This window comes from Cupriavidus sp. CER-90 (assembly GCF_057652055.1).
This window is the reverse complement of sequence record NZ_JBYGYM010000002.1, coordinates 2,397,953-2,414,533: the sequence shown is the minus strand read 5'-3', so window position 1 is coordinate 2,414,533 and position 16,581 is coordinate 2,397,953. Positions and strand designations below refer to the sequence as shown.

Genomic DNA, 16,581 nt, shown 5'->3' with positions numbered 1-16,581 from the left:
TCCCCGGCGCAAGCTCCCCGTGCGGCTGTTGCGGCGGCGGCCGGTTGGCCGGCCTGCGCGCCGCTGCCGCCTGAACCGTACGAATATCAGGCGTTGTTCTGGGCGTACTGGTTCGTCGTCACGTTGTTGCGCATGTGGTCCTGGAAGGCCGAACCGTTGCCGAAGTAGTTGGCCACGTCCTGCAGCTGCTGGTTCGACTGCGTGATCGTCTTGTGCGAATCGAACGACAGGCTCACCGGCGTGAAGATCGACGTGCGCGGGGCAAACACCGCGATGCCGCCGCGTACGGCGTTCAGCGCCTTGGCGTCGAGGGTTTCGGTCGAGGACAGGTCCTTGATGGTCAGCGTGGTCATGATGGTTCTCCTGATAAGGAAGGTGCTGCGTTGGGTCTGGGATGAGCATCGGGTTGGTGTCGCGCTCGGACCAGATATCGCAGCAAGCGTGCCAGCGCATGCCATGGACCCGAAAAAAACCGCAGATCGTTGCAGGACAAGGGCTGGCGGGCGACCTCACCGAACCGGCCCCGGCCTGGCCGCCTGCCGGTGCCCCCGCTTGTGTTGGATCGCACCCGACCAATCCGGCGCAGCATGTTGGCGCCGCGGCAACAGCCGGCACGCCACCGTTGGGGCCGGGCAAAAAAAACGGCGCACATCGCTGTGCGCCGCGCCGGAGACAGGCGGACCGCCCCGCCATTTCGCTCCGAGACTGGTGTCGGTCATTTCACATAGATCGTGATCTTCTTCGAGTAGACCGGCGGATTGGTCGGGATGTGCCGCTCGTCGCCCATCAGCAGTTGCAGCGTGTGCTTGCCTGGCGGCAGGTCGATCGTGGTTTCCGTTTCGCCCGCGCCGAAGTGCAGGTGGTTGCGGTCGTTCGGGATCTCCTTGTCCAGCGGCGGCAGGTCGACGTCGATCAACAGGTGATGGTGGCCCGTGTTCGGATACTTGACGTCCTTGGGGGCCACACCCATGTTGCGCAGCCCGAACCAGACCTTGATCGGCTTGCCGGCCGGCAGCGTCTGGTTGTTGTTGGGATAGCCGATATAGAGATAGGCGTTCCGGGGGGCCGGCGTGGGGCCCGATGCCGGGGTAGCGGCCGCGGCCGGTGCCGAGGCATGGCCCGCATGCGCGGCCGGCGCCGACGCATCGGCGGCACCTGCCAGGCCCGCCGGCAGCCAGGCAGCGGCGGACAGCAACGTCATGCCCGCGAGAAGCATCGGTCTGAAATGGGTCATGGCTCCCCCCCGTTCGCGCCTGTGTGGCTAGCGCACCGTGATCGTGATCTTCTTCGAGTAAATCGGCGGATCGAACGGCACATGCTTGCTGTCGCCCAGCAGCAGTTGCAGCGTGTGCTTGCCCGGGGTCAGTTCGATGCGCGCGTCGGTCTCTCCCGCGCCAAAGTGCAGGTGGTTGCGATCGTTCGGGATTTCCTTGTCCATCGGCGGCAGATCGGCGTCGATCAGCAGATGGTGATGCCCGCAGTTGGGCCGCTCGATGCCCTTGGGGCACACGCCCATGCCCTTGAGCCCCATGCGCACCCAGAGCTTGCCGCCATCGATGACCGTGCCGTCGCCGGGCCAGATGATATAGACCTCGGCGCCCTTGGGGGCCTGCGTCAACGGTATCGCCAGCGTCGTCCAGCTGGCCAGACACGTGGCCAGGGATGCGGCCGCGAGCGCGTGCAGCAGGGATCGTCTGGACATGGCGGCTCCTCCCGGAGAACAGTCCGCTGCACACGGTACCCCGCGCGGGAGCGGATTCTTGGTCGATGTTCTTGATGCGCTCGGCGATGTGTCCTACAGCGTAGGTCGGCCGGCTCCAAAAAGCGAACTTTCACGCCACAAACGCTGTGCTATCTTGAAACGGCCGGTACCGCGTCACGGCAACTCCACACCGCACAGCGCGGCGACTCTGAGGGGGGTGAATATGTGGCGGAAAGCAATCGTCGCGTCGCTGCTGGCGCTGCTGGAAACCGGCGCGGGAATCGATGGCGCGTCGCACGGGCCGCCCCCGCGCAGCGTGCGGGACCGGATCGCCCAGGCGGGCAACGCGCTGTTGCCATCGGCGACGGCCGGCATCCTGCCGAAGAACAGCGACGAGCAGTACGAACTGTCGTTCTGGGATTCGATCAAGAACAGCAACTACGCCGCCGACTACGAGGCCTACCTGAAGCAGTATCCGAACGGACGCTTCGCCGCGCTGGCCAGGTCGCGGCTCGATCGCATCAAGGCCAGTGCGCCCGCGCAGGCGGCATCGGCACCAGCACCGGCGACGTCATCGGCCCCGCCCAAGTCCGAGCCGAAGCCCCAGGCGAAGGCCGAATCCACGCCGCCTGCCGTCACCCGGCCGCCCCCTGCCCCCACGCCACCGGCCGCTGCCCCGGGCCAGACCCGCACACGCGCCGGCGGCACCGTCGCGCAGGGCACCGTGACCTTTCCGGCGGAAGGCAAGGAAGCCCCCGCGTCCGGCGCGGCAAAGCCGGCCGAGGCCAAGGGCGGCGAATCGCGCGACTGTCCGCAGTGTCCGCTGATGATCGCGCTGAATCCCGGCGCCTTCACGATGGGCAGCAACACCAGCGACCCCGCCGAGAAACCACCGCATCACGTGAACGTGGGCCACGCGTTTGCCATCGGCAAATACGAAGTCACGGTCGAGCAATGGAATGCTTGCGTCGATGCCAACGCCTGCCCGCGCATTGCCGCCAATCCGCCCGAGGCCAGGACGGCACCGGCGCGCGACATCAGCTGGGATGACGCGCAGCAGTACGTGGCCTGGCTGTCGAAAACCACCGGCAAGCGCTACCGGCTGCCCACCGAGGCCGAATGGGAGTACGCGGCGCGCGGCGGCACCAGCACCGCATTCTGGTGGGGCGACCGGATGAGCAAGGGCAACGCCAACTGCAAGGATTGCGGCGATCCGTGGAGCGATGCCGCGCCAGCCAATGTCGGATCGTTCGCGCCCAATCCGTTCGGACTTCACGACATGAACGGCAGCGTCTGGGAATGGGTGGCCGACTGCTGGCACAGTTCGTACAAGAACGCGCCGACCGATGGCCGCGCATGGGACGAGCCGGCCTGCACCGCGCGCGTGATACGTGGCGGCTCGTGGCGCGAGGGGGCCAGCTACATGGTGTCTTCCACGCGCTTCAAGTACAGCACCAGCGTGCGCCAGTCGCAGAACGGCTTTCGCGTGGTGCGCGAGGCGAAGTAGCCCCAGGCGGTTGTGCTGGCGGCTACTTCGCGCGCGTGGCGATCTGCACGATGTCCGCGCTGACCTGCTCGCGCCCGTGCTTGCTGGCCATCTGCGCCAGCGGCTTTTCCAGCGCCTTCAGGTACTCCTGGCGGGTCTCGAACTCGGGGCGCCGTGCGGGGAACAGCGGCGCCGGCGTGGTCAGCAGCACCACGAGCTCGGTGCCGAACGGCTTCGAGATGACCCAGTCGCCGCTGTCGCCCACGGTCGCACTGTAGCTGGCCGGCGCCTGGTTGCCCTGGATGCGCCCGCTGGGCACCAGGTGCGCCACCTTGCCATCGGCCGAGAAATAGTCGACGTAGACATACGAGTCGTGCGGCGGCGTGTTGATGTCCAGCACCAGCGGCGCGCCTTCGGTCAGCTGCGTCCCGCCGCGCGTGCGCAGTACCGCGCCGGCGGGCTCGCCCGCCTTCCGGCTGCCTGACCAGTACGGCGCCACCAGCTTGACCACGTCGCATTTGTCGCTGGTCAGCGGCTGGGCATCGAGCTTCAGCGTGCGCACGCCCGCGATCCTGCCCAGCTTGTCGCGCAGGCCGCCCAATGCCGATTCGCCGACATACCCGCCTACCTGCAGCGTATTGCCGTCGATCCGGGCCCTCAGCAGCGAACACGGCGTGGCGGCGATCACCTGCGCGACGGCTTCGGGCTTGACCGGCACCGCCTCTGCCGGCGGCGCGGGCGTGGCGGACGGCGCCGCGGCCTGGGCCGGCGCTGCGCTTTCCGTCGGCGGCATGTGGCTGCGCCACAGGTACACCAGTACCCCCGTGGCCAGGGCCACGCCGGCGATCACGCTGCCCGCGATCACGGGCAGGCGAAGGCTGGTGGCCTGCGCTTCGCCGCCCAGCCCGGCCAGGAATTGCTTGACCGTGGGCGTGCGGGTTGCGCGGTCCAGCGACAGCGCCTGGCGCAGCACCTTCCACTGCCCACGCGACAGTGTCTTCGGTGGTTCGGGCTTCAGGTTCTTTGCACGCGCCTCCGTGGCCGACACGCGGTTGTACGGGTGCCGACCGGTCAGCAGTTCATAGCTGACGCAGCCCAGCGCGTAGATATCGTCACGCGGATCGGGCTCGCGGTGCTCGAACATCTCCGGGCTGGCGTAGGCCGGCGTCATGCCGCCCAGCGATCCCGGATCGAACACGGTCTGGTCGGCGTCGTCGGCAGGCTGCTGGAAGCCCCGCGCGATGCCGAAGTCGATCACCTTGACCTCGCCGCGATCGGTCAGGAACACATTGGCCGGCTTGAAGTCGCAATGCACGAAGCCGCGTTCGTGCGCATAGGCCAGCGCGCTGCCCATGCCGACGATGATCGGCATCGCCTTCGCATAAGGCAGCCCCTGGAATTCCGGCGAGCGCAGCACACGGTTGAGCGACTTGCCCTGCAGGTATTCCATGGTCAAGAAGACCGTGGGGCCGTCGCGGTCGAAGTCGTACACCGTGACGATATTGCGGTGGGCCAGCTGCTGGGCCTTGCGCGCCTCGCGCTGGAGCGCGATCAGCGATTTCGGATGCCCGCTGAACTGCATGTTCAGCACCTTGATGGCGATATAGGGCTTGCGGTCCGATGCTTCGAGCTTGCGCAGGTCGAGCGCCTTGTACACCGTGCCCATGCCGCCCACGCCCAGGCACTCTTCGAGCACGAAGCGGCCGTTCAGCGTATCGCCCACACCCTTTGTCGGACCGGACGGGATGAAGCCGCCGGTGAAGTGCCCGCTCTGTCCGCCGGTGGTGGCGCCCCCCGTGTTGCCGCCCGTATGGCTGCCGGTGTTGCCGGTGTTGCCGGTGCCCGTGTTGCCGGTGTACCCGCCGGTCATGCCGCTGCCGGTGGTGCCGGTGAAGCCCGGCGCCGGCATCGGCCGATCCACCGGCCCGGGCTCGATACGCGTTTCCTCGCCGGGCAGCTCGGTGCGCCCATCGTGCCGCGCCGGGCCAACGGGGTCGAACTGCGTGGCCACGTGGGAGTCGATGCGATGCATGACTTCGGCGTAGACGGCCGGCGGCAACGGAAAGCGTGTGTGCTCCTCGGAAAGCACGCGGGCAAACTGGGTGGAGTCGGTCTGATCGTCCTTCAGGGCCGTATCCACCGATGCGAGGAATTCGTCGCGGCTCAGGCTCCCGCTCTGAAAATTCCGTATGAGTTCGGTCAGGCTGGACATCCGGTGCATCCCGACATTGGTTGCCGACTGGTGGCGCTGACAAGTGGCGCTTTGGAGGCGGCACTGGAGGCGGAACCGTTGCGTCACGGCACATTGCCTTCGATGGATACTAGTGCGCACTCCGGCCATCCGCAATGCCGCCCTGTGGTCCGGCACGCCCCGGACGTTGCCGTCCGCCCGACACCCGACACCTTTCTGTTGGCGCCGCCCCATCACTGCGAGGGGGTCACGCACCCCCGCCATGCCGGCGCGCATCGCGCGGCTGCGCCGCAAACCCTTGTCCAACAACGCGCCGCAGACTTTTTCCGTGGCCATGGCACGCGCTGGCACGCTTGCTGCGATATCTGGTCCGAGCGCGACACCAACCCGATGCTCATCACCCAGACCCAACGCAGCACCTTCCTTATCCAGGAGAACCATCATGACCACGCTGACCATCAAGGACCTGTCCTCGACCGAAACCCTCGACGCCAAGGCGCTGAACGCCGTACGCGGCGGCATCGCCATCCTGCCGATCACCACCGTCTACAGCCCGTTCAAGCTGTCGGTCGACAAGGTGTTCAACGTCACCCAGTCGAACCAGCAAATGCAATCGGTGGAGAACTACTTCGGCAATGGCTCGGCCTTCCAGGACCACATGACGAACAACGTCACCACGACCCAGTCCGCACAGAACAACGTGTACCACCCGGTCTGAGCACCGCCTTTCGCATCCACGCACCGCACCCGCACACTCGCCCATTAGGAGACTGCCATGAGCACCCTGACCATCCTCGACCTGTCCAGCACCACCACCCTCGAAGCCGCCCGCATGCAATCGGTACGCGGCGGCCTGGGCCTGATCGCCCCGTGGACCAGCGTCTACGCCCCGGTGAAGCTGTCGTTCGATTCGCACGTCAAGATCGACCAGCAGAACCAGCAGATGCAGCAGGTGGGCAACTATTTCGGCAACGGTTCGGCCTTCCAGGACCATCTGCGCAACAACGCGACGACGAACCAGTACGCGCAGAACAACGCCTGAGTCCGCCGCCAGCGGCGGGCGCCGGCATCGAGCCGGCCGCCCGCCGCAGACCCGACCCGCTGAATCTGATTCCAGGAGTCCACCATGTCATCGATCATCGTCCGCGACCTTGCCGTCAGCAAGGACCTCGACCAACAATCGCTGTGCGCCATCCGCGGCGGCACGGACTGGTTCGGCAAGATTGCCGCCGCCGGCCCGCTGGTCAACGTCAACATCAACCAGAGCGTGCAGCAGTTCCAGCAGGTGAACGTCGCCGCCTTCAACAACAACAAGATCGTCGGCGTCGACCTGGGCCACCTCGCGCTCAACGTCAAGCCGACGCAATGGGGCGGCAACCTGGCGGTGGCTTGAACGCCGCGCGTCCAGGCGCGGTCCTGTCGCGTGCCGGGCGCATGCGACAGGACCGCTCGCCTATACTGAATCGGGCCCGCGCCTGCCCCGGCGCTGCCCGACCGGCGCCGTTCCGGCCGGCCGCGGCAAGGCCCGCATGCTGGAGATCGCCATGGCAGTCATCGTCATCAAGGATTTGTCGGAAAACATGGACCTCGATCGCGAGGCCATGACCGCCATCATCGGCGGCGCGCGGCTGGCCGGCAGCTACCGCTGGCAGGCGCACCGACGCCCCGCGCTTACGCGGCTGGTCCAGTATCCAGAGGGATTCCCCGGCACATCGCAGGCTGCAGGGCACGAACGGGATACCACGCCCGCGCGCAAGTAAGCCGGCACGCCAGGCGCACAGGTCGCATCACAAGAAAAAGCCCGCCAAGCAATTGGCGGGCTTTGGTTGCGGACGGGCCCGGACTTCCTGGGTCTGCGTCACCGGCTGCTTCCGGTCATTCCTGTGCCAAGCATGTTTCCCATGGATTCCGCCCATGAAGCGGACGCCCATCCGGACCACCCGGACAGTCGGAGGAAACCTGGCGGTGGCATCAATGACCGCAAGGCCGGAGGCGAGCGGCAAGCGAACCTTGCCAAAGGCAATGTCAGCGGGACTTTTGTCGTCCGCCCCGTACGGGCAGCGATGCCCGCGTCTGGAGTATAGGCACCGGGCCCCGACATGCAAGCGAAGCCCCGGCCGCTTTCATTTACGTTTGCTTACGATGTTCCAGATATTTCCCGCTTGCGCGGTGCAACAAAAAATTCAGCGTTCTGCTATACTGCGCGCCGTGAGTTTCGCACTGTGAGTCCCGCACCGCGCCGTCCGGCCACCCGCCGTGGCGTATCCGCTACCTCCCAAGATCTGCTCCCTGCCTCTGTCATCACACGAAGTATCAGACAGGTGCCTGGCCAGAACGCACCGCTCACCTGACGCTGCCTCGTCTCCGATCCTGATAACAGCCCGAATTGCTGTTTGCCTGCCAGGGATAATCGGCCGGTTTTGAATCGCCTGCCGCCCCCTGCCTGCCGCCGTCTTGCCAGCTGAGTCTGTCGAACGGCCTACCGATTGGCGCCGAAGCCTTTTTAAGACTTTGCACTTGCGCCCACCCCTTTGCGCACAATGCCCTGGGGTGCCATGCATTTTTAATACGTACGACATGACCCAGCACGAAGACTTCCGTGCGGAGCAATCTTTTGCTTCCGCCGCCGACACCACTGCCACGCCCGCCGCTGCCGTGAGCCCGCTCGACAAGCTCGACGCCATGCTCAATGCCGATGCAGCCCCGGCCGCGCAAGCGTCGGACGCACCGGAAAGCGGTTTCGCAAAGCTTGGCCTGGACCCCGCCATCCTGCGCGCCCTGGCCGAAGCCAACTACAACAACCCCACCCCGGTCCAGGCCCAGGCCATTCCCGCCTTCCTGGCTGGCCGCGACCTGCTGGTCTCGAGCCAGACCGGTTCGGGCAAGACCGCCGCGTTCATGCTGCCGGCGATCCAGCGCATCAGCGAAAAGCCCGCGCCGAATCGTCCGACCGAACCGGCCAAGCGCATGAAGGGCAAGCGCCCCCGTCCGGCCGCCGCCCAGCCGTCGCTGCTGGTGCTGACGCCGACGCGTGAACTGGCCCTGCAGGTGACCGAGGCCGCCGCCAAGTACGGCCGCCATCTGCGCCGCATCGTGTGCGCCAGCATCCTGGGCGGCATGCCCTATCCGAAGCAGCTGGCCATGCTGTCGCGCATGCCGGACATCCTGGTGGCAACGCCGGGCCGTCTGCTGGACCACATCGAAGCCGGCCGCATCGACCTGTCCGCGCTGGACATGCTGGTGTTCGACGAAGCCGACCGCATGCTCGACATGGGCTTTGCCGACGACATCGACGCCATCGTGGCCGCCACGCCGGCATCGCGCCAGACGCTGATGTTCTCGGCCACGCTGGACGCCCGTATCGGCCAGCTGGCCTCGCGCCAGCTGCGCGACCCGCAACGCATCGAGATCGCCGCCGCGCGCGCCGACCACAGCAACATCGAGCAGCGCCTGCACTTCACCGACGACATGTCGCACAAGGAGCGCCTGCTGGACCACCTGCTGCGCGATTCGTCGCTGAAGCAGGCCATCGTGTTCACGGCCACCAAGCGTGACGCCGATTCGCTGGCCGAGCGCCTGTCGGACACCGGCTTTGCGGCCGGCGCCCTGCACGGCGACATGACGCAAGGCGCGCGCAACCGCACGCTGACGGCCCTGCGCCGCGGCAACCTGCGCGTGCTGGTGGCTACCGACGTGGCCGCACGCGGCATCGACGTGCCCGATATCACCCACGTGGTGAACTTCGACCTGCCCAAGCAGGCGGAAGACTACGTCCACCGTATCGGCCGTACGGGCCGTGCCGGCCGCTCGGGCATCGCCATCAACCTGGTGAACCATGGCGACATGTTCCAGTGGCGCCGTATCGAGCGTTTCACGAACCACCGCATCGACGCATCGGTGATCGAAGGCCTGGAGCCGCGCCGTTCGCCGAAGCCGCGTTCGAACTTCGGCGGCAAGCCGGGCGGCCGTGACGGCTTCCGCGGCAACAGCGGCGGTGGCTATCGCAGCGGCAATGGTGCCGGCAACGGCGGCGGCTACCGTGGCAACAACGGCGGCAACCGCGAAGGCGGCGAGCGCAGCTTTGGCGAGCGCCGCTTCGGCAACGACGGCAACCGTGGTTTCGGCGACCGTGGCAACGGCGGCGGCTTCGGCGACCGTGGCAATGGCGGTGGCTTCGGCGACCGCGGCGGCTTCGGCGACCGCGGCAACGGCGGTTACCGTGGCCAGGGCCAGGGTCAAGGCCAGCAACGCAGCTTCGGCGACCGCAGCTTCGGCGGCGAGCAGCGTTCGTACGGCAACCGCGACGGCCAGCAACGCGACGGCAACCGTGGCTTTGGTGGCGAGCGCAGCTTCGGCGACCGCAGCTTTGGCGACCGTGGCGGCGATCGCGGCGGCTTTGGCGGCCAACGCAACGGCAACAGCCGTTCGCGCTACGAGCGTTGATCGCTGATCGCTGATCCCCTGCCGGCCAGCCGGCCGGTGGCGGAACGCAAGAAAGGCACCCTCGGGTGCCTTTTCTCTTTTCTTGTTGCCGCGCGTCAGTTCACATCGCGCACGTCCGGAAGCCGACAAAGGACACATCGTCCTCGGGTAGCAGTGCCGTGCGGGCCCGCACATGACGCAGGCGCGACGGGCTGGCGAACGACACCCCGCGCACGGCCTGGTGCGTGCCGAAGCGGCCGATGATCTCGCCATCGGTCGGCTCGGCGGCAAAGCCCAGGTACGGCTCGTACGGAGTAGCCGTCCATTCCCGCAGCGTGCCCCATTGCAGCCCGCGATTCTGCACGGCCGCCAGCTCCCATTCCACCTCCTGCGGCAGGCGGCGCCCGGCCCAGACACACCACGCCTGGGCCTCGAACAGCGTGACGTGCCGCACCGGCTCGTCGGGATTGAGGGTGCGCTCCGTGCCAAAGCGCGACGCCACCCAGCTGCGGCTGACCGCATGGCGCGACCAGTAGCGGGGCGCCGAACGCTCCTGCGTCATCAGCCATTGCCGGCCGGCGGCCGACCAGTACGACGGATGCTCGTAGCCGCGGTCTTCCACGAACTCCAGGAACTGGGCGTTGGTCACCAGCGCGGCGTCCATCTCGAACGCGGGGACGTAGACCTTCTGCGCCGGCAATTCGTCGGGCCAGGCAAAGCCGTCGGCTTCCGGCCAGCCCTGCGTGAAATTGCCACCGGGAAAGTGCAGCGTGCCGGCAGACTGCACGGCCGCCGCCGGCGAGATCGATGCCGGCTCGACCGGCGCCACTTCCAGGGCCTGCAGCAGCGTGGCCACTGTTTCGCCCTGCACGTCCTCGTAGTACAGCGCGCGGCGGAACGGATACAGCGTGGCGTCGCCGTCGTCGGGCAGTAGCGCGATGCGCCGCAGCAGACCATCGAGCACCTGCGTGGCGTATTGCTTCACCACCGCCACGTCGGGCAGCGCGATCTCCCAGCGTTCATCCGGACCGATCCGCTCGGGATCGAACCATTCGTCCGCGCCATCGAGCAGCGACGGCTCGCTGGCCACCGGCAGGCGGATACCGCCCTGCTCCAGGTGCCGCACACCGCGCAGGCACCACCATTCGGCGTGCCAGGCGATATTGCCGAGCGTCCACAGCGGCGGATTGGTGTCGTACTGACGCTGCACGGTCCAACCCTTGCGGGTCACGCCGAAGGCACCCAGCCACGCCAGCGTGCGGTTGCGCGACTCCACCAATGCCTGTGCCAACCCCTCGCGCGGCAGCCGGCGCGCGTCGGGCCAGGCCGCCGTGCCGCCGGTGAAGTGGAGATCGGGAAGCATGGAAAAGCCGCTCATCGAGGTATCCGTGACAAAGGGTGGGAATCGGTGCCGGCCGGGCCGGCTGCGCGCATTATGACACCGCGCGCCCACGCGTTCCGCCCCCCGCGCTTTTACCCTGCTGGCGGCGCGGCTTACCGCCAGCCTGGCCCGATCGTGCCGATCGTCAGCCGCGCGCGTGAAATACGGCGAACCAGCCGCGCGGATCGGTCCAGCTGACCGGGTCGGTAAAGCCGGCCGCCTCAAGCAGGATCGCGAAGTCATCCGGCCGATACTTGTGCGAGTCCTCGGTATGGATGCGGTCGCCGGCCGCGAACCGCCGTTCGCCGTTGGGCCAGCGCACGGTGACATCGCGCTCGGCCTGCAGGTGCATCTGGATGCGCGATGCCTGCGTGTCGAACGTGGCCGCGTGACGCCAGTCGGCCAGCGCGAAGTCGCTGCCTACGATGCGGTTCACGTTGCGCAGCACGTTGCGGTTGAACGCCGCGGTCACGCCCAGGGCATCGTCATAGGCTGCCACCAGCGTGTCGGCGTCCTTGTACAGGTCCACGCCGATCAGCACGCCGTCTCCCGGGCCGGCCGCGGCCCGCAGCCGCTGCAGCAGCGCCAGGGCGTCGATCGGCGCGAAGTTGCCGATGCTGGAACCCGGATAGAAGAACAGCCGGCGGCCGCGCTTGACGCTGGAGGGCAGGTCGAGCGGCCCGCACAGGTCGGCTCCCAGCCCCAGCATCGGGATCTGGGGGTTCTGCTGCTGCAGCGCGGCCAGCGTGCCGCGCAGGAATTCCACCGAGATATCGAGCGCCACGTACTGGGCCGGCTGCAGGCTCGGAAACAGGCGCGCCGCTTTCTGGCAGTTGCCGGCGCCCAGGTCGATCAGCACGCAGCCGCTGCCCGCCCGTGCGGCGATGGCGGGCGCGGCCGTGGCAAAGATCGACGCCTCGGTGCGCGTGGGGTAGTACTCGGGCAGGTCGGTGATGGCCTCGAACAGCCGGGAGCCCAGCACGTCGTAGAAGAACTTCGGGCTGATGCGCGCCTGGCTGCGGCGCAGCCCTTCCTCGATCTCGGCGCGTAGCGCGCCGTTGTCCTCGCGGTATTGCTGCACGAATTCCGGCTGCGGGACCGCCACGGGCCGGGCGTGGCCGTTGCCGACCACGATGCGCGGCTCCGGAGCCATGTCCGGCGTGGCGTGGCCGTTCTGTTGATGGGAGTGGTTGCGGGAGTTGTTGCGGGTCGAATGGGTGTCGGGCGTCTGAAGCGTAGTGGGGGCCGGCATGACGTTTCCTTGTTGTCGATGGGCACTACGGTGAATCCCTCTCAAAGCGTCGGCGCCGGCATCCGATGCTTGCCAGCGGTGGTCAGGGGTGCGCGCCTGTCAGGTCTGGTGCACACCTGCCGAACCGATCCAGATAGGATAGGTGCATATGCTTATGCGTGCGTGGCACGTTGCATCACTTTACAAACTGAATCGCACGGCGTTCATGTCTGAAACTTGATACATACAAACCCCACCCCGGCAGTGCAACATTTTTTTCGCAGTTCCCTTATAATCGCCTCCAACGTGATCGCCGGAGCTTTTCGGCGGCCACGATCCCTTCCAAAGAGGGAAGTAAAAGGGGAGTAGCTTGGGGGCATCCGATGCCCTTAGCACAATCGTCATTCCGAGACGCATCGCTCGTCTCCGGTTGTGCTGACCCTGGTGCGCATTCCGCGCCAGTCAGTCGAGCAAGACCTTTGCACACCTGGTTTTTACGGTTTGCAAAGGCGCCCCCGATCACTTCCGGCGCTCGCTGTAAATCCCAGGTGCAACAAAAATCCCTTGCTGGCTCGATGGCCTGCAGCTTTTTCGTACCTGAGGAGCGTACATGGAGTGGTTTACCGATCTGTTCACGATGCAGTTCCTGACAGCCCTGCTGTCGATCGTCGTCATTGACCTGGTCCTGGCTGGCGACAACGCCATCGTGATTGCCCTCGCGGCGCGCAACCTGCCGCCGCACCTGCAGAAGAAAGCCATTGTCTGGGGCACCATCGGTGCCGTGGTGGTCCGTTCGGCCATGACGATTGGCGTGGTCTGGCTGCTCAAGATCCCTGGCCTGCTGCTGGTTGGCGGCCTGGCGCTGGTCTGGATCGCCTACAAGCTGCTGGCCGCCGAGAACGACGGTGACGAGCACGGCGCTGGCGCGGCCACGCTGATGGGCGCCATGAAGACCATCATCATCGCCGACGCGGTGATGGGCGTGGACAACGTGCTGGCCGTGGCCGGCGCCGCCCACGGCAGCTTCCTGCTGGTGGTGCTGGGCCTGCTGATCAGTATCCCGATCGTGGTCTGGGGTTCGAGCCTGGTGCTCAAGCTGATGTCGCGCTATCCGTCGATCATCTACATCGGTGCCGGCGTGCTGGCCTTCACCGCCGTCAAGATGATCCTGGGCGAGCCGATCACCAAGGCCTTCTTCGAGGCACAGCCCGCCATCAAGTGGGGGCTGTACCTGGTGATCATCGGTGGCGTGCTGGGTGCGGGCTACCTGACCCAGAAGCGTCGCGACAGCAACCAGAAGCCGGTGGAAAGCCACTGACCCGGCTGACCGGAATTGCCGGGAAACGCAAAAGGCCGCCTTCGGGCGGCTTTTTGCTTTCAGGCTAAAATCCTCGCTTTACGGCCCGCGAGCCGACATCACATTTCTACCCCGCGCCGATGAAACAGTACCTCGACTTCATGCGCCATGTTTTCGAGCATGGCACCGAAAAGTCCGATCGCACCGGCACCGGCACGCGCTCGGTGTTCGGCTACCAGATGCGCTTCGACCTGAACGAAGGCTTTCCGGTGGTCACCACCAAGAAGCTGCACCTGAAGTCGATCATCCACGAACTGCTGTGGTTCCTGCAGGGATCGACCAACATCAAGTACCTGAAAGACAACGGCGTCACGATCTGGGACGAATGGGCCGACGCCAATGGCGAGCTGGGCCCGGTCTACGGCTACCAGTGGCGCGCCTGGCCAACGCCGGACGGCCGCCATATCGACCAGATCAGCGAGGTGGTGCAGCAGATCCGCAACAACCCCGATTCGCGCCGTCTGATCGTGTCGGCCTGGAACGTGGGCGAGATCCCGCAGATGAAGCTGCCGCCCTGCCACGCGTTCTTCCAGTTCTACGTGGCCGACGGCAAGCTGAGCTGCCAGCTGTACCAGCGCAGCGCGGACATCTTCCTGGGCGTGCCGTTCAATATCGCCAGCTACGCGTTGCTGACGCACATGATCGCGCAGCAGTGCGACCTGGGCGTGGGCGACTTCGTCTGGACCGGCGGCGACTGCCACATCTACAGCAACCACTTCGAACAGGTGCAGACGCAGTTGTCGCGCGCGCCAATGAAGCTGCCGACGCTGAAGATCAAGCGCCGTCCCGACAGCATCTTCGACTACCAGTACGACGACTTCGAACTGGTGGGCTATGCATCGCACCCCGCGATCAAGGCGCCGGTGGCCGTATGACGCTGCTGACCCTGATCGTCGCGCGGGCGCGCAACGGCGTGATCGGCCGCGACAACACGCTGCCGTGGCGCCTGCCCGAGGACCTGCAGCATTTCAAGCGCACCACGCTGGGCGCGCCCATCATCATGGGCCGCAAGACCTGGGATTCGATCGGCCGGCCGCTGCCGGGCCGCCGCAATATCGTGGTAAGCCGCAACCGGGCCCTGCAACTGGAAGGCGCCGAGGTAGTGGGCTCGCTGGAGGACGCCCAGCGCCTGTGCGTGGGCGTGGATCAGGTGTTCCTGATCGGTGGCGCGCAACTGTACGCGGAGGCCCTGCCCAGTGCGGATCGCCTGATCGTCACCGAGATCGATGCCGACGTGGAAGGCGACGCCCACTTCCCGGCCATCGACCGGTCCAAGTGGGTGGAAGTCGCGCGCGAAACCCACCATTCGGCGGCCAACGCGTTCGACTATGCGTTCGTCACCTATGAACGCCCGCCGTCGGGCGAGGAATGACCCCACCCGTCCGACCATGAAAAACGGCGCCCTCGGGCGCCGTTCTTCGTTTGGCCGAATGCCGGAATCAGTTGCCGGCAATCGTCATCTGCTCGATCAGGATCGACCCGGTTTCCTTGGTGCCGCGCACCAGCGCGTCGGCGCCGATACCAACGATCTGCTTGAACATCTCGACCATGTTGCCGGCGATCGTGATTTCCTCCACCGGGTACTGGATCACCCCGTTTTCCACCCAGTAGCCCGACGCGCCGCGCGAGTAGTCGCCGGTCACGTAGTTCACGCCCTGCCCCATCAGCTCGGTTACCAGTAGGCCGGTGCCCATCTTCTTCAGCATGCCGGCGAAGTCGTCGCCCGGTTGCGTCTTCGAGCTGGTCAGCGTCAGGTTGTGCGAGCCGCCCGCGTTGCCGGTGGTCTGCATGCCGAGCTTGCGCGCCGAATAGGTCGACAGGAAATAGCCCTGCACCACGCCGTCGCGCACCACCTGGCGGGCCTGCGTGCGCACCCCTTCCTCGTCGAACGGGGCGCTGCCCATGGCGCCCGGCACGTGCGGCTGCTCATTGATCTGGATATCGGGCGAGAACACGGCCTTGCCCAGCGAGTCGTACAGGAACGTCGACTTGCGGTACAGCGCGCCGCCCGACACCGCCTGCACGAAGGCGCCCAGCAGGCCGGCCGCCAGCGGCGCCTCGAACAGCACCGGGCACTTGCGCGTGGACAGCTTGCGGGCATTCAGGCGGGCCAGCGCGCGCTCGGCGGCATAGCGGCCAATGGCCTCGGGCTCGGCCAGCGCCAGCGGCGACCGCTTGGACGAATACCAGTCGTCTCGCTGCATGCCGCCGCCGGACCCGGCGATCGGCGCCGCCGAGATGAAATGGCGCGAATACGGGTAGCCGCCCACGAAGCCGCGCGACGTGGCCAGCACGAACTGCGAATGCTGGGCCGACACGCTGGCGCCATCGCTGTTCTTGATCTTCGGCGACACCGCAAACGACGCCGCCTCGGCACGGCGCGCGATGTCGATGGCACCCTCGGCATCGATGTCCCACGGGTGGAACAGGTCCAGATCCTGCGGGTTGCGTTCGAGCAGCCCTTCCTCGGCCAGGCCCGCGCAATCGTCCTCGGCCGTGAACCGGGCGATGTTGTACGCCGCCTCGGCCGTCGCGCGCAGCGCGTCCGGCGAGAAATCGGACGTGCTGGCGTTGCCGCGGCGCTGGCCGATCATGACCGTCACGCCCACCACCTTGTCGCGGTTCTGCTCGATGGTTTCCACCTGCCCCTTGCGCACCGTCACCGACAGGCCACCGCCTTCGGAGATCTCCGTAGCGGCATCCGTCGCGCCAAGTTCGCGTGCCACGCGCAGCACATCGGCCGCCATGGCCTTGAGCTGATCCTGGGTATAGGTGAAATGCGCGGTCTTTTCGGCAGTCTGGCTCATATGG

General features: G+C 66.7%; 16 protein-coding genes. 9 read left to right on the top strand and 7 right to left on the bottom strand.

The window, feature by feature from the left end; translation table 11 throughout:
* Positions 1 to 86: 86 nt before the first annotated feature.
* From AC24R4_RS21680 to AC24R4_RS21670, 3 genes are all read right to left on the bottom strand, one after another.
* Positions 87 to 353, bottom strand: a complete 267-nt coding sequence (locus AC24R4_RS21680) for a hypothetical protein (protein WP_400395098.1) — start codon at positions 351 to 353, stop codon at positions 87 to 89.
* Positions 354 to 715: 362 nt separating this feature from the next.
* On the bottom strand, positions 716 to 1,201 hold the full coding sequence (locus AC24R4_RS21675; protein WP_400395099.1) for a DUF4399 domain-containing protein: 486 nt from the start codon (positions 1,199 to 1,201) through the stop codon (positions 716 to 718).
* Positions 1,202 to 1,261: 60 nt separating this feature from the next.
* The gene (locus AC24R4_RS21670; protein ID WP_400395101.1) at positions 1,262 to 1,702 is read right to left on the bottom strand and encodes a DUF4399 domain-containing protein; all 441 of its coding nucleotides are present in this window, start codon (positions 1,700 to 1,702) and stop codon (positions 1,262 to 1,264) included.
* Between the two features lie 223 nt (positions 1,703 to 1,925).
* On the opposite strand from AC24R4_RS21670, the gene AC24R4_RS21665 reads away from it, so the two are divergent.
* On the top strand, positions 1,926 to 3,209 hold the full coding sequence (locus tag AC24R4_RS21665) for a formylglycine-generating enzyme family protein (RefSeq protein ID WP_487523603.1): 1,284 nt from the start codon (positions 1,926 to 1,928) through the stop codon (positions 3,207 to 3,209).
* A gap of 22 nt (positions 3,210 to 3,231) precedes the next feature.
* Here AC24R4_RS21665 and AC24R4_RS21660 read toward each other — a convergent pair whose 3' ends face one another.
* Positions 3,232 to 5,400 (bottom strand): serine/threonine protein kinase, encoded by a 2,169-nt coding sequence (locus tag AC24R4_RS21660; RefSeq protein ID WP_487523602.1) that lies wholly within the window; start codon positions 5,398 to 5,400, stop codon positions 3,232 to 3,234.
* A 421-nt stretch (positions 5,401 to 5,821) separates the two neighbouring features.
* Between AC24R4_RS21660 and AC24R4_RS21655 the strand changes: the two genes are divergently transcribed.
* From AC24R4_RS21655 to AC24R4_RS21635, 5 genes are all read left to right on the top strand, one after another.
* Positions 5,822 to 6,097 (top strand): hypothetical protein, encoded by a 276-nt coding sequence (locus AC24R4_RS21655; protein WP_153945504.1) that lies wholly within the window; start codon positions 5,822 to 5,824, stop codon positions 6,095 to 6,097.
* A gap of 57 nt (positions 6,098 to 6,154) precedes the next feature.
* Positions 6,155 to 6,421 carry a hypothetical protein gene (locus tag AC24R4_RS21650; RefSeq protein ID WP_400391872.1) on the top strand — a complete coding sequence of 89 codons (267 nt, stop codon included), beginning with the start codon at positions 6,155 to 6,157 and terminating at the stop codon, positions 6,419 to 6,421.
* Positions 6,422 to 6,505: 84 nt separating this feature from the next.
* The gene (locus AC24R4_RS21645) at positions 6,506 to 6,772 is read left to right on the top strand and encodes a hypothetical protein (protein ID WP_153945506.1); all 267 of its coding nucleotides are present in this window, start codon (positions 6,506 to 6,508) and stop codon (positions 6,770 to 6,772) included.
* A 136-nt stretch (positions 6,773 to 6,908) separates the two neighbouring features.
* Positions 6,909 to 7,139, top strand: a complete 231-nt coding sequence (locus AC24R4_RS21640) for a hypothetical protein (protein ID WP_400391868.1) — start codon at positions 6,909 to 6,911, stop codon at positions 7,137 to 7,139.
* 817 nt (positions 7,140 to 7,956) lie between these two features.
* Positions 7,957 to 9,822: a DEAD/DEAH box helicase gene (locus AC24R4_RS21635; RefSeq protein ID WP_400391866.1), complete on the top strand. Its 1,866-nt coding sequence runs from the start codon at positions 7,957 to 7,959 to the stop codon at positions 9,820 to 9,822.
* Positions 9,823 to 9,922: 100 nt separating this feature from the next.
* Here the strand turns inward: AC24R4_RS21635 and AC24R4_RS21630 are convergent, their stop codons facing one another.
* Positions 9,923 to 11,179 carry an SUMF1/EgtB/PvdO family nonheme iron enzyme gene (locus tag AC24R4_RS21630; RefSeq protein WP_400391863.1) on the bottom strand — a complete coding sequence of 419 codons (1,257 nt, stop codon included), beginning with the start codon at positions 11,177 to 11,179 and terminating at the stop codon, positions 9,923 to 9,925.
* A gap of 148 nt (positions 11,180 to 11,327) precedes the next feature.
* Positions 11,328 to 12,434 (bottom strand): L-histidine N(alpha)-methyltransferase, encoded by a 1,107-nt coding sequence (gene egtD / locus AC24R4_RS21625; RefSeq protein WP_400391861.1) that lies wholly within the window; start codon positions 12,432 to 12,434, stop codon positions 11,328 to 11,330.
* 589 nt (positions 12,435 to 13,023) lie between these two features.
* Here egtD and AC24R4_RS21620 point away from each other — a divergent pair.
* The 3 genes from AC24R4_RS21620 to AC24R4_RS21610 all read left to right on the top strand — a co-directional run bounded on the left by AC24R4_RS21620 (position 13,024) and on the right by AC24R4_RS21610 (position 15,142).
* The gene (locus AC24R4_RS21620; RefSeq protein WP_400391858.1) at positions 13,024 to 13,731 is read left to right on the top strand and encodes a TerC family protein; all 708 of its coding nucleotides are present in this window, start codon (positions 13,024 to 13,026) and stop codon (positions 13,729 to 13,731) included.
* A gap of 119 nt (positions 13,732 to 13,850) precedes the next feature.
* The gene (locus tag AC24R4_RS21615; protein WP_400391855.1) at positions 13,851 to 14,645 is read left to right on the top strand and encodes a thymidylate synthase; all 795 of its coding nucleotides are present in this window, start codon (positions 13,851 to 13,853) and stop codon (positions 14,643 to 14,645) included.
* Entirely contained in the window at positions 14,642 to 15,142 is a 501-nt protein-coding gene (locus tag AC24R4_RS21610) for a dihydrofolate reductase (protein WP_400391853.1), read from the top strand. Before AC24R4_RS21615 ends, AC24R4_RS21610 begins: the two co-directional genes overlap by 4 nt.
* 67 nt (positions 15,143 to 15,209) lie before the next feature.
* Here the strand turns inward: AC24R4_RS21610 and pmbA are convergent, their stop codons facing one another.
* A complete protein-coding gene (gene pmbA, locus AC24R4_RS21605) occupies positions 15,210 to 16,577 on the bottom strand; it encodes a metalloprotease PmbA (protein WP_400391850.1) in 1,368 nt (455 codons plus the stop codon).
* Positions 16,578 to 16,581: the final 4 nt, after the last annotated feature.